Consider the following 13,726-nt stretch of genomic DNA (forward strand, 5'->3'; position numbering starts at 1 on the left):
GTAGCTGACATATTGTCCTGACACCGACAGATGTTGCATAAACGATCTAAAGCGTATAGTACGCATACGGATTAGATGCGTAAAGAGGCTAAGGCTGGATGAGGCCCGAGTGATGGTCGGTCCGGCAGCCCCAAACGACTGATTCCCAGGTAAGCAAGGAAGAGGGCATGAGTTTTCTAGAAGGCAGAGTGGCGATCGTGACTGGCGGCGGGCGTGGTGTCGGCCGCACCTATGCGCTCAAGCTTGCGCAGCATGGGGCGAAGGTGGTGGTGAACGATCTGGGCGGGGACGCAGCGGGTGCGGGTGGCGAAGACCTGACACCCGCGCAGGAGGTTGTGAACGAAATCAAGGCGCTGGGTGGCGAAGCCGTCGTCAATGGCGGCGACGTTTCCAACTGGGACAATGCCCGCGACATGGTCAATCAGGCCGTAGAAACCTTCGGCCGTCTTGACGTCCTCATCAACAATGCGGGCATCTTGCGTGACCGCATGCTGGTCAACATGACCGAGGAGGAGTGGGACATCGTCGTCAAGGTGCACCTGAAGGGCACCTTCGCCCCCACGCATCATGCCGCCAATTACTGGCGCACCGAAAGCAAGGCGGGGCGCCAGCCGGACGCGCGCGTGATTAACACGACCTCGCACTCTGCTCTGTTCGCAAATATCGGCCAGGCGAACTATGCCGCGGCCAAGGGTGGTATCGCCAGCTTCAGCCAGGTTGCCGCTCGCGAATTGCAGCGGATCGGCGTCACAGTGAATGCCATTGCGCCGCGCGCGGAAACCCGCATGACCGCCGGGCTTCGCGAATGGACGCCTGAGCAGCTGGAACGTCGTGATCCTGAATGGATCGCAGGCTTCGTCGCCTGGCTCGCCAGTGCTGAGGCCAGCCATGTGAGCGGCCGCGTCTTCGAAGTCTGGGGTTATGGGATCACGGTGGCGGAAAGCTGGCAGCATGGACCCGGCTGCGAAGCGTCGAAGGACCCGACAGTGCTTGGCGAGCGCGTCTCGAAAATCCTGAAATTCGCGCGTTCCAATGCGGGGATCAACCCGGGTGAATGGTTGGATCCCTGATACAGGTGCTGACGAAGTGGCGGTGGGCCTTGGAACGTCCGCCGCCTTCATCGATGACTGAGCTTGCAGGAATATCGCAATGTCTTTGGACGCCTTGTTTGAACCGCTGACGATCGGGTCGCTGGAAATCCCGAACAGGGTGATCATGGCCCCGTTGACCCGCGCCCGTGCCGACGAACGGCATGTGCCGACGCGTCTTCAAGGGGAATATTACGCGCAGCGGGCGGACGCGGGACTCATCATTTCCGAAGCGACCGCCGTCGATCCGCTGGGCATGGGATGGTATCGTGCGCCGGGCATCTGGTCTCATGAAATGACCACGGCCTGGAAAGCCGTCACTGATCATGTTCATGCCGTCGGCGGGCGTATCTATTGCCAGCTTTGGCACATGGGCAGGCTAGTGCTGCCGGACTATATAGGGGGCCAGCGACCGATCGCCCCCTCCCCCATTGCCGGTGAAGGCGAAACGATGGCACCGCCGCCTGACGACTATCAGGGCGGCTTCCTGCCGATGAAGTCCTATGTCGTACCGCGCGAGATGACTGAGGGAGACATCGGCCAGCTCGTTGCCGCCTATGGCCAGGGCGCACGAAATGCAATGCGGGCAGGCTTCGACGGTGTGGAAATCCACGGCGCGAACGGCTATATTATCGACCAGTTCCTGCAATCGAAAAGCAATCATCGGCAGGATCGCTACGGCGGCAGCGTGGAAAACCGTGTCAGGCTGCTGCAGGAAATCATCGATGCGGTGACGGCGGAGGTTGATCCCGCTCGCGTCGGTCTTCGCGTCAGCCCTACCAGCGAGCGCAAGGGCATGGGGGATTCGAATCCAGCCGCCCTGACAGAGGCGATCGGCCGCCTCGCACAGCAAAGCAGGCTTGCCTATATCCACCTGATCGAGCCCATCGCGTCCGGCTTCATGGAAAAGCCCGATTATCCCGTCATCGAACGGTTGAGGTCCGTCTTTTCAGGCACGATCATTCAAAATGGCAGCTTCGACGGCCCTGCCGCGGGCGAGGCCATCGCCAAGGGTCAGGCCGACGCCATTTCCTTTGGCCGACCCTATATTGCCAATCCCGACCTCGTCACCCGGTTGAGGCGCAGCCTTCCGCTTGCCGAGGCAAATTTCGATTACGCTTATGTCGGCGAGGAAAGAGGGTACACCGACTATCCTGCCTTCAGTGCTTCGGGCTGCTGCGTCTGACAGACAAAGATCATGCATGGAGCGAACATCGCTCATTCGCTTCCATGCCCCATTGACCATCTTCGGCGTCAGGTAGCGCCGCCAAAGGAGAAATATCATGTCGACTGAAATCCTGCTGCCCAAGCTCGGCTTTTCGATGAACGAAGGGCTGCTGTCCGAATGGCTCGTAGCCGACGGGGGGACCGTGACCGCTGGCGAACCGCTGTTCGCGTTGGAAAGCGACAAGTCCACCCAGGAGGTGGAAGCACCCGCATCCGGTACGCTGAAGATTTTCAAGGAAACCGGCGAAACTTACCCCGTGGGCACTGTGCTCGGCGAGATTATCTGACAATTTCCTGATAAGAACAGTCATTCCTGGAGAGGCGGCGCAAAGCCGATAATCATATGAAACGCACCGACAAGGTCATCATCACCTGCGCCGTCACCGGTTCGATCCATACGCCGAGCATGACCCCTCATCTGCCGATCACGGCCGACCAGATTGCGGCCGAGGCGATCGCAGCGGCAGAGGCTGGGGCCGCCATGGTTCATCTGCACGCGCGTAACCCGGAGACCGGGCAGCCATCGCAGGATCCCGAACTCTTCCGGCAGTTCCTTCCGCGCATCAAGCAGTCCACCGACGTCATCGTCAACATCACCACGGGCGGCGGCCTGGGCATGAGCCTTGCTGACCGCCTCGCTCCGGCAAAGACGTTCAGGCCGGAAGTATGTTCGATGAACATGGGATCGGTGAACTTTAACATCTCGGGCGCGGGAGCGAAGATTGCCGACTGGCAGTTCGATTGGGAACTACCCTACCTGGAAATGACCAAGGACTTTATCCTGTCGAACACCTTCGCTCAGATCGAGCAGGCGATGACGCAATTGTCGGACCAGGGCACCCGGTTCGAGTTTGAATGCTATGACGTCGCGCATCTCTACAACCTCGCGCATTTCGTCGATCGCAAGATGGTCGAGCCACCCTTTTTCATTCAGGGCGTGTTCGGCATATTGGGCGGCATCGGCCCCGATCCAGAAAATGTCATGCATATGAAGACGACGGCGGACAGGCTGTTTGGCGAAGATTTCATCTTCTCCGCACTCGCTGCAGGAAAGCACCAGATGCGGCTTGTCACCTTGTCCGCGCTGCTGGGCGGATCGGTGCGCGTGGGTCTGGAGGACAGCCTCTATGCCGGCAGGGGCAAGCTCGCGACATCCAATGCCGAACAGGTGGCGAAAATCCGCCGCGTGCTGGAAGAACTCAGCCTGACCGTGGCCACCCCGGACGAAGCCCGTGCCCTGATGCAGACAAAGGGTGGAGACGATGTCGCATTCTGACGGCGGAGTGATGGGCGGACTGCTGGCACAGGGCCTGGCGCTGGCGGAGGGGCCAGCCCTCGACGATAGCGGCCTCATTCTGCCGTCCGATTATCCAAGTTTCGGCGCGGCGGCCTCGCCGGACAAAGCGGCGATCATATTCGGCGACCATAGCTGGACCTATGCTGAGCTTGACCGGGGCTGTAATGCGGTGATCTCGTTACTGGCGGAATATGGCGTCGGGCGCGGCGGCAGGCTGGCCTATCTCGGCAAGAATAACGACTTGTTCTTCCTCGTCCTGATCGGAGCCATTCGCGCCGGAGCAGTGCTCGTTCCAGTCAACTGGCGCAATACGGCGCCCGAAACGGCCTATGTGCTGGAAGACAGCGAAGCCAGCCTGGTCATTGCCGATGCCGAATTCCTTCCGCTTCTCAAGGAAGCGGATCGGCGCGGCCTTCCGACGCTGGTGGTTGATGAAGAGGGGGCGCAGGGTCTGCGCAGCCGGATCGCGGCGGCAGAGCCGGCGGCTCCCGCGCCCCTGGACCCGCACGCGCCGTGCCTGCAACTCTATACCAGCGGCACGACCGGGCGGCCCAAGGGCGTCGTCACATCGCAATATGCGTTCGGCATCCATCGCCTTGTCGAAAAGCTGTCCGGCTATTTCGACGATTGGGGCGATGACGAGGTTTTGCTTTCCCCCCTTCCTACCTTTCACATCGGCGGCATGTCTTGGGTGTGCACGGCTCTGGTGCGCGGTGCGACCGTCCACATCATCGCGGACACCGCGCCTGCCACCATCCTCGACGCCTGCCTAGAATTCGGCGTCACGCGCACCTTCATCGTGCCGACGCTGGTGCGCGGGCTGATCGCGGAGATGGACGCGCGCAATGTTCGCGTGCCGACGCTGCGCGGTATCCATTATGGCGCCGCGTCGATGGACCCCAGCCTGCTGGAACGGTCGGTGGATCGCTTCTCCTGCAACTTCCTGCAATATTATGGCATGACCGAGATTACGGGGACGATGTCGATCCTGGGGCCAAAGGAACATGACGTCCGTCGTGCACATCTTCTTCGGTCAGTGGGACGGCCGCTGCCCGGCTTCAGTATCGCCATTCGCGGCGCCCGAGGCGAGCTTCTGCCCGTGGACCAGCCTGGCGAGATCTGGGTCAAGTCGCCCACCCTGCTGATCGAATATTGGAACAATCCCGAGGCAACGTCCGAAGCATTGATCGACGGCTGGTATCGCTCGGGCGACGGCGGACGTCTGGACAGGAACGGCTATCTCTTCCTGACCGACCGAATCAAGGACATGATCGTGTCCGGCGGAGAGAATGTCTATCCTGCCGAGGTCGAAGCCGTGCTGCGCGACCACCCGGCGGTGATGGACTGCGCCGTATTCGGCCTCCCGCATCCCAAATGGGGCGAAGGGGTAACCGCAGCAATCGAAGTGCGCGCCGGTCATACGCTGGACGCCGGAGAGTTGATTGCCTTCGCGCGACAGTCGCTCGCCGCCTACAAAATCCCGCGCCGTATCGAACTTGGCGTGAAGCTGCCCCGCACGGCGTCCGGGAAGGTTCAGCGCGGACTTGTCCGCAAGCAATTCCTGAGCGGGGAATAAGCTGGGCGTCGGCGCGCATGTCCTTGCGCACCGACGCCCCCTTTCAAGCTTCGCCTACTTCCGCCGAACAACGATCGAGCACAACCGCATCGCGTTCGGCAGCCACCGCACGGAAACGCAGTCGTCCGCCGCCTTGCTCGTAAAATTCAAAGCGGATCGTCTCACCCGGCATGACCGGCTTGCTGAAGCGGACGAACATGCCTTTGAAGCGGGCCACGTCATTGCTGCAATAACGCGCCAGCACGGCACGATTGGCTAAGCCCTTCGTGCACAGGCCATGCAGGATCGGCCGATCAAAGCCCGCCTTTCGCGCAATTGCTGGTTCCGCATGCAGCGGGTTCCAGTCGCCGCTCAACCGGTAGATCAAAGCCTGACCGGGCCGGGTGGTAATCTCCACCACGGCATCGGGTGTTCCTTCAGGCACGGGGTCAGCCGCCGGGACGGGATCGCCGAACCCGCCCTCTCCACCATTGCCGCGCAGGAACAAGGTGGATCGCACCGTCGCCAGATGATCGCCCGTCGCCGTGTCGTACAGCGCCTTTTCCTGATGGAGCAGTGCGCCGCGTCCTTCGCCTTTGTCCTCGATCCCCGCCACACGATATTCGCCCCTGATCGCACCCGTCGGAGGCAAAGGCTTGTGCATCGTCAGATCCTGCTCTGCATGCAATATCTTGACCCAGTCGATACCGAATTCCGGACGCTGCGCCCAGAAACCAGGATGACACAGTATGTTGGCGAAACAGGGCAAGCAGCGCAGGTCCTTTTCATAGACGAACGGCAACTCGGCCTCATCAAGCGGGTCCAGGCCATAGCCCAGCCCCAGCGCATGCAGGATGGTGTCCCGTTTGTCATAAGATTGGACGATCGGCTCGATCGTCAGGTTCCTGATTTTCTCAACGTCCAAGCGTCATCCTCCCATGGCGGGTAACTAACCACCCCAAAAGCTTCCGCGGCCTTATATGGTGCGCCTTATTACCATACGCCATATGTCTTATTTGACAAGCTTTGCGGCAAGAGAATATAGATTGCACGCGTACTGATCGCCGCCGCCAGATAAGGAGCTCGCGTGCCGGATTTCATCCCCCCGTTCAGCACCCGCCTCACGAACCGGCAGGTCATCCTCTCCCGCCGCCCAGTGGCCAGCCCTGTCGCTGCTGATTTCGCGCGGAAAGATGCCAGCATCGAATTGCCGGGCGAAGGCCAGTTCCTGGTTCGCAACCTCTATCTTGCTGCCGATCCGGTGCAGCGGGGGTGGGCAGCTAACGAGGCCCTGACCCCTCTTGGCCAACCAATGCGCGCGCTCGCGGTTGGTGTGGTGCTGGAAAGCCGGGACAAGAGCATCCGATCTGGGGACGTCGTCTACGGATTTTTCGGGTGGCAGGACTATAAGGTCGCGACACGCAATGACTTGTTGTCGCACATACCCAATCCGCGCACGCCGATTTCCGCCTATGCCGGCGTGCTTGGCATGCCGGGCGTAACGGCCTGGCTCGCCTTGCACGACATCGCGCCGCCCTATGAGCGCGCGGCCATGCTTGTCTCAACGGCGGCAGGGACGGTGGGCAGTGTCGTCGGCCAGATCGGCCGCCGCGCGGGCGCATTTGTCGTCGGCCTGACTGGCAGTGATGACAAGGTGAAAAGCTGCGTCAGCGACTATGGCTATGACGTTGCCTATAATTACAAGTCCGTCGATCTGGCAGCTACCCTTGCAGAGGTTCGACCAGGCGGCTTCGACATCTATTTCGACAACACGGGCGGCCCAATCCTGGACATGGCTATCCGGGCGATGGCCAGGCATGGCCGCATCGTGCATTGTGGTACCGCAGCGACCCCGAGTTGGTCACCCCCACCGACGGGCCTGCGCAACGAGCGCGAGATATTGCTGCGCGCTCTTCTTTGTGGGGGCTTCGTGATCTTCGATCATGTCGCCCGCTTCCCCGAAGCAGTGGAAAAGCTGACCGACATGGTACTGAACGGAGAACTCAAGTTTCACGACCACATCATGCCGGGTATCGACCGCGTCAGCGGCGCGTTGGAAGCGTTGTTCGCAGACAGCAACGCACCCAAGATGCTGGTATATATCGGGGAGGATTAACGGCTTCGGTGTGTGTGCTCGCGCTCAATCGCGCCGCCACTCCCCAATCGCGGGACGCACAGGCTGAATGACGAACTCGCCCGTAAATACCCCTTCGGTCATGAACGGGTCTCCAGTCAGCAATGCGCGAACAGCGCTCTCGTCCTCGGCCTCCAACAGGAAGGAACTGCCTTGAGGATCCGAGGCCGGCTTGTCCCCATCCAGCATCGCGCCCGCGACCTTCACCGCAGCACCCTTTTCCAGCCAGTAATCCAGATGCCGCTGCCGGTGCTGCAGCCGAAGGGGTAGAGCTCCAGGCTTGTCGGCGGCCAGAATGATAAAGAACATCAGATTTGAGCCTCCTGGCGCTGCTTCAGTCTTCGCCCTCGATCAGGCTCAAACCGCCCTGTTCACGAAGGACATCTTTCAAATTCTGCTTCACCCGCAGTAGCACGTCCTCGCACACTTCCCGGTCCGCATCTGACACACCTTCCAGGATGCGACGGTTCATCGTCGCCGCCAGTTCGATCATGAGGCCGATCACCTCAAAGCCCTTTTCGGTAATGAAAACACGCTTGGCCCTGCGGTCATTGGCATCGGCCCTGCGTTCGACATGACCCGATGCTTCAAGCCGATCGATCAACCCGCCGACCGTCACCTTGCCCACTTCCATCAGCCGGGCCAGATCGACCTGCATCATCCCGTCGTTCCCTGCGCGCGACAGAGTGCTGAGGACGGACCATTGCGACCGGGTGATGCCGTAGGGCCGCATCAGCAAGTCCATCACCGTGCGCCGGATACGCGATACGTCGTGGACCAAGTAGCCGAAGGTGAATTGTTGCGCAGAGGGCCGTTCAGGCGCCTTCTTTTTCCGCACGGCAGTTTTCAGCGTTTTCGTCATTCTCACCATCCAGTCAAAGGCGATTTCAATGCATCATCCTGTTCCGATGATCTGTAATCCGCCCGTCTTGCAATAGCATATGATAGCGAACCCGATTATCAGCAGGCGTATGATATCTCGAAGCCTCTCTATTCCGACCAACGATGATCTGGCAACCGCCTTCATTTGCCGAACAGGTCGCGGCCGATGATCTGCTTCATCACCTCCGCCGCCCCGCCCGCGATGCGCACGATGCGCGCGTCGATATAGGCGCGTGCGATCGGGTATTCGGTCATATAGCCATAGCCGCCAAAAAATTGCAGGCATTGATCGACGACTTTGACGTGAAGATTGGTGACCACAAGCTTCACCTTTGCCGCTTCGACGCCGGTTAGCTCGCCCGCCAGGAAGCGCTTGATGCACCAGTCGGTAAAAGCCCGGGCCGACAATATCTCAGCCGACAGCTCCGCGAGGACGAACTGCGTGTTTTGGAAATCAGAGAGGGTCTGGCCGAACATCTTGCGCTCGGCCGTGTAGGCCACCGTCCATTCCAGCGCGGCTTCCGCGACGCAGATGCTGCGCACCGCCTGGGTCAGCCTTTCCTGCGCAAGCTTGCCCATCATGATCCCGAAGCCGCCGCCCTCGCGGCCGAGCAGACGCCAGGACTCCGCGCGCGCATCCTCCAGGAAAATCTCCGACGTATCCTGCGCTTTCAGGCCGATCTTCTCAAGATTGCGGCCGCGTTTGAAGCCTGGCTGATGCGTGTCGATCGCGATCAGGCTGACCCCCTTGGCGCCCGCCGCCGGATCGGTCTTGCACGCGCAGACCATGATGTCCGCGAGCTGCCCGTTTGAAATATATACCTTCTGCCCGTTCAGCACATAATCGTCGCCATCGCGTACGGCGCAGGTGCGGACTTCCTTGACGTCGGAACCAGCGCCCGGTTCAGTCAGGCCAAGCGCCCCGATACACTCGCCCGCGACCATGCGGGGCAGCACGTCGCGCTTCAGTTCCTCGGTGCCTGCTGCCAATATGTAGGGCGCGACCATTTCCGAATGCACCATGAAGCCGGGACCTGTGATCCCCTTCTTCGCCAGTTCCTCGATGACAACGACATTGTAGAGCCAATCTGCGCCGAAACCGCCATATTCCTCCGGGATATTGGGGCACAATATGCCGACTTCGCCCGCCCGCTTCCAGATTTCGCGGGGGACAACTTCGTCCTTTTCCCACTGATGATGGTTGGGCGCCAGTTCCTCATCTACGAACCGGGCGACCGTTTCGCGGAACTGCTCATGCTCGGCGGAAAAGATGCCACGTCCGCCTTCGTTGCTGAACCGCGCCTCAACCACGGCGCGCCTCATGCATCGCCAAAGTCCTTTCCGCCTGCTTCAGGTGGGGGATGTCCAACATCTTGCCGTCAAGCCCCAGGGTTCCAGCATCCGGATTGGCCGCGAACAGGTCGACCACCCGCCGGGCGAAATCCACCTCATCCGCTGATGGCGAAAAGCTCTCATTGATGATGTCGACTTGCGCGGGGTGGATCGCGACACGGCCAGAAAAGCCCTCGGCCCGTGCGGCCTTGCAGGAGGCGCGCAGGCCTTCCGGATCACGGAAATCGACATAGAGCGTATCCACCGCCTCGCCTCCGGCAGCGTGCGCACCGAGCAGGCAGAGCGAACGCACCATCTTATAGGTGTGCGTCCATTCTCCGTTCGCATCGGTATTGCCGCTCGCTCCGATCGCAGAGCTCAAATCCTCCGCACCCCACGTCAGCCCGTACAGCCGGGTCAGGCCCGCCGCCGCATAATCACCTAGGCGGAATGGCGAAACGGCCGTTTCGGTCGCCACCGGCAGAATGCGGATCGACCCTTGCTCGACACCCGATGCCGCTTCCAGCGCGCTCAGATAATGGCTGACCTGAGCCACATCCCCTGGCCCGTTGACCTTGGGCAGCATGATGCCGTCGGGCGCGACGGGCACGATCGCGGCGAGGTCTTCCAGAGTCCAGGGCGTGTCCAGCGGATTGACGCGCACCCACAATTGGGATTTCCGGCCAGAACGCGGACGCTCCTTGATAAAGGTCGGCACCATCTCCCGCGCCACTGGCTTACGCGCGACGGCAACGGCATCTTCCAGGTCAAGGATGAAGGCGTCGGCAGCGACGCCATCGACCTTGCCCAGCTTCTTCTCGCTATCGCCAGGGATGAAGAGGAAGGATCGGATCGGCAGGCTCATGATACAGGCCTCTTGAGCTGGAGGCCCGATCGCTTGCATGACGCCACCAGTTCATCCTTCTGATTATAGGCCTTGTGAAGGAATGTGACGATCCCGGCTTCAGGCCGCGACTTTGACTCGCGCAGATCAATGACCTCGCTCGTGACATGGATGGTGTCGCCATGAAACAGCGGGTTGGGGAAGCGCACCTCGTCCCAGCCAAGGTTGGCTACTGCGGTGCCCAGCGTCGTGTCGCCGACCGAAATGCCGACCATCAGGCCAAGCGTGAAGGCCGAATTGACCAGGCGCTGGCCAAAAGGCGTGCCCTTCATATACTCCTCATCCAGGTGCAGCAGCGCCGGATTGTGAGTCATGCAGGAAAACAGAACATTGTCTGTTTCAGTGATGGTACGCCGAATAGGATGGTCAAAGACCATGCCGACTTCAAGCTCGTCAAACCAGACTCCAGGCATCACGCAAGTCCCAGGATAGAGATGGCGGCAATGCCCTGATAAGGAACACCGCCCAGATTGTGCGTCAGTCCAACAGAGGGGTTCGACAGCTGCCGCTCCCCTGCCCGGCCCAACAGTTGGTTGTAGACTTCATAGGCCATTCGCAGGCCCGACGCGCCGATCGGGTGACCGAAGCATTTCAAACCACCGTCGATTTGGCAGGGTATCGCGCCATCCCGATCATAGCGGCCGTCGAGAATGTCGAACACGGCGCGGCCATCGTCGGAAAAGCCCAGGTCTTCCATCGTCACCAATTCGGTAATCGAAAAGCAGTCATGCACTTCGCTGAGGTTCACCTGAGCCTTGGGATTGGTGATCCCCGCTTCCCTATAAGCCCGTGTGGCGGCGTTGCGCGTGTTCGCGACATAGCTGCCGTCCCAGTCATTGGTCTGGGTTTCCCGGCCTGAACTGGCGGAAAGTTGCAACGCCTTGATCGTGACAAGGTCTGTCTTGCCCAAAGCTCGCGCGATTTCCGGCGTGGTCACGATCGCGCAGGCGGCACCGTCCGACACGCCCGAACAATCGAACAGGCCCAGGGGATCGGAAATCATCGGCGCGTTGATGATGGTTTCCATCGGCACCGCCTTCTGGAAATGCGCCTTGGGGCTGTGCACGCCATTCTGGTGGCTTTTCCACGACACATGGCTGATGGCGCGCTTCAAGTCTTCCTTGCTCGTCCCATATTTCGCCCGGTAATAGGGCGCCAGTTGAGCAAAGCCGGCCGGCGCGGAGCTCAGGGGCATCCAAAGGTCATTGAATGTCCCCTTGAAGGCCGGGGGCAGGCCGCCAAAGCCCGTATCCTTCAACTTTTCCGAACCGATCGCGAGCGCGATATCCACAGCCCCCGAGGCGACCGCATAGGCCGCCCCACGCAACGCTTCCGTCCCGGTCGCGCACATATTTTCCACTCGGCTCACGGGAATGCCCTCGAGGCGGAGGGCCATCGCGGCGGGAATGGAGCTGTTGCCGACATTGACGCTATCGCCCCAGCAACCGAACCATGCCGCCTCGATCTGATTTCGCTCGATCCCCGCGTCGGCGAGCGCTTCCTCGAACGCCTCTTTCATGAGGTCAGGCGACCCCATGTCCCATCGCTCGCCGAATTTGGAGCAGCCCATGCCTAGCAGGGCCACCTTGTCCTTGATACCCGTCGCCATATCGCGAACTCCTCAGGCCGCGCTCAGCGGCGTCGATTTCCAGAAGTAGCGGTTATATCCCCGCTGACGGTCCTTTTCCTTGATGCGGAAGACCATGCGGACCTGGTCTCCCGTGTCGATCCCGTCCGGGCCGATATCCACCATCTCCATCAGCACGCGCGCGCCATTGTCGAACTTCACGAAGCCAACCCAAAGCGGCGGAGAAGGATGATAGGACAGCCAGTCAGCGGTCGATGTGAGGACTTCCGCAGTCTTGTCGCGCAGCGGAACATCGGTGAATTTTTCACCCGGCGCGTGACATTGTACGCAATATTGCATCTGCGGAAACTGGACCGCGCCGCAATTGCCACACTTGCCTGCATTGAAACCTTCGATCTGCGCGGCGGAGCGATATTGTTCGGTCAGCGCCGTCTTGGCGCTTTTTTCGGAACGCATGCCCCATTCATTTTCGATCCCGCCATAGAATGACAGCATCCGCAGATAGCTGTCGGTCGGCAAGGCGTCCGCGATGGAGCCAGCGACGCCGCGCACGGGGCGGACCGACGCGATCGCCTCAGTGGCCTGGAATATCAGAACATCGGCGCCCTGGCCAAAGCCGACCAGCACAATCCGATCGCCGGGTTGCGCTTTTTCCAAAGTCGCCGAGAACATCAGCAACGCATGAGCCGCACCTGCATAGCCGACGCCATCGTCCAACGTTCCGGCGACCGTACCGCCGAATTTCAGAGCCTTGGCGACCATTTCCGCTGCCCCTTTGAGATAAGAGGGCATGACGAAATACTGGATGTCGCTGATGGAAAGCTGCGCCTGTGCCAGCGCGGCCCTGACGGCCTGCGGCACGATCTTCGCATAGCCTTCGTCGCGGACCCACCGCTCTTCCCAGCCATAATCGCTCTGGGCATCCGCCGAACGGAAATGATCGACGAAGACTTCGGTGAACGACGCCGACCCAATCAAGCGCGCCACCACATCCTGGTCTGACACCAAAAAGGCCGCCGCGCCCGCGCCAAAGCTCATTTCCTGCGCGCTGGCTGGCTTTGCGAAAGGATTGTCGGATGCCACCACAAGGGAGGGCTCCGTCCCCTTGAGCGCCTGTAGCAGGGCAGATGTGCCTGCCCGCTGCGATCCTGCAGCGTCGGATGTAGCGACTTTGGCCGGAGCGCCGATCGCCCGCGCCAGGATCGCCGCATTTTGCAGGTCAGCATATGGCAGGCTTGTCGATGCCAGTCGGACAGCCCTTATGGCATCAAGGCTGGCATGCCCCAAAGCGTCGCGGGCGGCTTCGACGCCCATTGTGATCGCGTCCTCATCCCAGCTGGTGAACGCCCTGCTGCCCTTCGCCTGACCCAGGAGGCCGGGGGCCATCCAGCGATGCGCTTCAGCTATCAAGGATCGATCCAGCCTGAGCCGGGGAACATAGGCGCCGTAGCGCGAAATGCCGAGTTGAGTCATTCACCTCACCTGTTCAAGGACGCGGCACCCAGGGCCGCTCACCGCTTTGAAACGCGGCGGTCATGTTCAGCCAAAGGCTCATTTAGTTCGCCTGCATATGTTACGCAAGTATCTTATTTCCTACCTTCGCCTTTACGCGGCCTGCCGGAGGCGATATGACATGATAAGCATGCATACTTATGGAGAGGCGCATGAAGATCCTTGTGCCCGTGAAGCGGGTCATTGACTATAATGTGAAGCCGCGGG

The 13,726-nt window shown here is 60.7% G+C and carries 14 protein-coding genes; 6 read left to right on the forward strand and 8 right to left on the reverse strand.

The annotated features are described in order from the left end of the window. Nucleotides 1-167 precede the first annotated feature (167 nt). From SPHS8_RS17605 to SPHS8_RS17625, 5 genes are all read left to right on the forward strand, one after another. The gene (locus SPHS8_RS17605) at nucleotides 168-1,070 is read left to right on the forward strand and encodes an SDR family NAD(P)-dependent oxidoreductase (protein ID WP_201516635.1); all 903 of its coding nucleotides are present in this window, start codon (nucleotides 168-170) and stop codon (nucleotides 1,068-1,070) included. A gap of 79 nt (nucleotides 1,071-1,149) precedes the next feature. Next, nucleotides 1,150-2,274, forward strand: a complete 1,125-nt coding sequence (locus tag SPHS8_RS17610) for an alkene reductase (RefSeq protein WP_201516636.1) — start codon at nucleotides 1,150-1,152, stop codon at nucleotides 2,272-2,274. A 97-nt stretch (nucleotides 2,275-2,371) separates the two neighbouring features. Continuing rightward, nucleotides 2,372-2,602, forward strand: a complete 231-nt coding sequence (locus SPHS8_RS17615; protein WP_201516637.1) for a biotin/lipoyl-containing protein — start codon at nucleotides 2,372-2,374, stop codon at nucleotides 2,600-2,602. 56 nt (nucleotides 2,603-2,658) lie between these two features. Continuing rightward, nucleotides 2,659-3,591: a 3-keto-5-aminohexanoate cleavage protein gene (locus SPHS8_RS17620; RefSeq protein ID WP_201516638.1), complete on the forward strand. Its 933-nt coding sequence runs from the start codon at nucleotides 2,659-2,661 to the stop codon at nucleotides 3,589-3,591. Then, on the forward strand, nucleotides 3,578-5,188 hold the full coding sequence (locus SPHS8_RS17625; RefSeq protein ID WP_201516639.1) for a class I adenylate-forming enzyme family protein: 1,611 nt from the start codon (nucleotides 3,578-3,580) through the stop codon (nucleotides 5,186-5,188). The genes SPHS8_RS17620 and SPHS8_RS17625 overlap by 14 nt, the downstream gene beginning before the upstream one ends. A 43-nt stretch (nucleotides 5,189-5,231) precedes the next feature. Here SPHS8_RS17625 and SPHS8_RS17630 read toward each other — a convergent pair whose 3' ends face one another. Further along, nucleotides 5,232-6,092, reverse strand: coding sequence for a MaoC/PaaZ C-terminal domain-containing protein (locus SPHS8_RS17630; RefSeq protein WP_201516640.1), 861 nt, complete (start codon nucleotides 6,090-6,092; stop codon nucleotides 5,232-5,234). A 162-nt stretch (nucleotides 6,093-6,254) separates the two neighbouring features. On the opposite strand from SPHS8_RS17630, the gene SPHS8_RS17635 reads away from it, so the two are divergent. Further along, nucleotides 6,255-7,283 (forward strand): MDR family NADP-dependent oxidoreductase, encoded by a 1,029-nt coding sequence (locus SPHS8_RS17635; protein WP_201516641.1) that lies wholly within the window; start codon nucleotides 6,255-6,257, stop codon nucleotides 7,281-7,283. 24 nt (nucleotides 7,284-7,307) lie between these two features. Here SPHS8_RS17635 and SPHS8_RS17640 read toward each other — a convergent pair whose 3' ends face one another. The 7 genes from SPHS8_RS17640 to SPHS8_RS17670 form a co-directional block, all read right to left on the reverse strand. After that, complete coding sequence (locus tag SPHS8_RS17640) at nucleotides 7,308-7,610, reverse strand: YciI family protein (RefSeq protein WP_201516642.1); 303 nt, start codon at nucleotides 7,608-7,610, stop codon at nucleotides 7,308-7,310. A gap of 25 nt (nucleotides 7,611-7,635) precedes the next feature. After that, nucleotides 7,636-8,163: a MarR family winged helix-turn-helix transcriptional regulator gene (locus SPHS8_RS17645; RefSeq protein ID WP_201516643.1), complete on the reverse strand. Its 528-nt coding sequence runs from the start codon at nucleotides 8,161-8,163 to the stop codon at nucleotides 7,636-7,638. A 161-nt stretch (nucleotides 8,164-8,324) separates the two neighbouring features. Next, nucleotides 8,325-9,506, reverse strand: coding sequence for an acyl-CoA dehydrogenase family protein (locus SPHS8_RS17650; RefSeq protein WP_201516644.1), 1,182 nt, complete (start codon nucleotides 9,504-9,506; stop codon nucleotides 8,325-8,327). After that, a complete protein-coding gene (locus SPHS8_RS17655; RefSeq protein WP_201516645.1) occupies nucleotides 9,487-10,380 on the reverse strand; it encodes an HpcH/HpaI aldolase/citrate lyase family protein in 894 nt (297 codons plus the stop codon). Before SPHS8_RS17655 ends, SPHS8_RS17650 begins: the two co-directional genes overlap by 20 nt. Continuing rightward, complete coding sequence (locus tag SPHS8_RS17660) at nucleotides 10,377-10,832, reverse strand: MaoC family dehydratase (protein ID WP_201516646.1); 456 nt, start codon at nucleotides 10,830-10,832, stop codon at nucleotides 10,377-10,379. The genes SPHS8_RS17655 and SPHS8_RS17660 overlap by 4 nt, the downstream gene beginning before the upstream one ends. Continuing rightward, nucleotides 10,832-12,028, reverse strand: a complete 1,197-nt coding sequence (locus tag SPHS8_RS17665; protein ID WP_201516647.1) for an acetyl-CoA acetyltransferase — start codon at nucleotides 12,026-12,028, stop codon at nucleotides 10,832-10,834. The genes SPHS8_RS17660 and SPHS8_RS17665 overlap by 1 nt, the downstream gene beginning before the upstream one ends. Before the next feature lie 12 nt (nucleotides 12,029-12,040). Next, nucleotides 12,041-13,480 carry a 3-oxoacyl-[acyl-carrier-protein] synthase III C-terminal domain-containing protein gene (locus SPHS8_RS17670; protein ID WP_201516648.1) on the reverse strand — a complete coding sequence of 480 codons (1,440 nt, stop codon included), beginning with the start codon at nucleotides 13,478-13,480 and terminating at the stop codon, nucleotides 12,041-12,043. Between the last annotated feature and the right edge of the window lie 246 nt (nucleotides 13,481-13,726).

This window comes from Sphingobium sp. S6, from assembly GCF_905120495.1.
Lineage (GTDB): Bacteria > Pseudomonadota > Alphaproteobacteria > Sphingomonadales > Sphingomonadaceae > Sphingobium > Sphingobium agri.

Bases quoted from the DNA above. Each gene is read 5' to 3' on its own strand.
- SPHS8_RS17605 (WP_201516635.1), top strand. From the start codon at position 168: ATGAGTTTTCTAGAAGGCAGAGTGGCGATCGTGACTGGCGGCGGGCGT.
- SPHS8_RS17610 (WP_201516636.1), top strand. From the start codon at position 1,150: ATGTCTTTGGACGCCTTGTTTGAACCGCTGACGATCGGGTCGCTGGAA.
- SPHS8_RS17615 (WP_201516637.1), top strand. From the start codon at position 2,372: ATGTCGACTGAAATCCTGCTGCCCAAGCTCGGCTTTTCGATGAACGAA.
- SPHS8_RS17620 (WP_201516638.1), top strand. From the start codon at position 2,659: ATGAAACGCACCGACAAGGTCATCATCACCTGCGCCGTCACCGGTTCG.
- SPHS8_RS17625 (WP_201516639.1), top strand. From the start codon at position 3,578: ATGTCGCATTCTGACGGCGGAGTGATGGGCGGACTGCTGGCACAGGGC.
- SPHS8_RS17640 (WP_201516642.1), bottom strand. From the start codon at position 7,610: ATGTTCTTTATCATTCTGGCCGCCGACAAGCCTGGAGCTCTACCCCTT.
- SPHS8_RS17645 (WP_201516643.1), bottom strand. From the start codon at position 8,163: ATGACGAAAACGCTGAAAACTGCCGTGCGGAAAAAGAAGGCGCCTGAA.
- SPHS8_RS17650 (WP_201516644.1), bottom strand. From the start codon at position 9,506: ATGAGGCGCGCCGTGGTTGAGGCGCGGTTCAGCAACGAAGGCGGACGT.
- SPHS8_RS17655 (WP_201516645.1), bottom strand. From the start codon at position 10,380: ATGAGCCTGCCGATCCGATCCTTCCTCTTCATCCCTGGCGATAGCGAG.
- SPHS8_RS17660 (WP_201516646.1), bottom strand. From the start codon at position 10,832: ATGCCTGGAGTCTGGTTTGACGAGCTTGAAGTCGGCATGGTCTTTGAC.
- SPHS8_RS17665 (WP_201516647.1), bottom strand. From the start codon at position 12,028: ATGGCGACGGGTATCAAGGACAAGGTGGCCCTGCTAGGCATGGGCTGC.
- SPHS8_RS17670 (WP_201516648.1), bottom strand. From the start codon at position 13,480: ATGACTCAACTCGGCATTTCGCGCTACGGCGCCTATGTTCCCCGGCTC.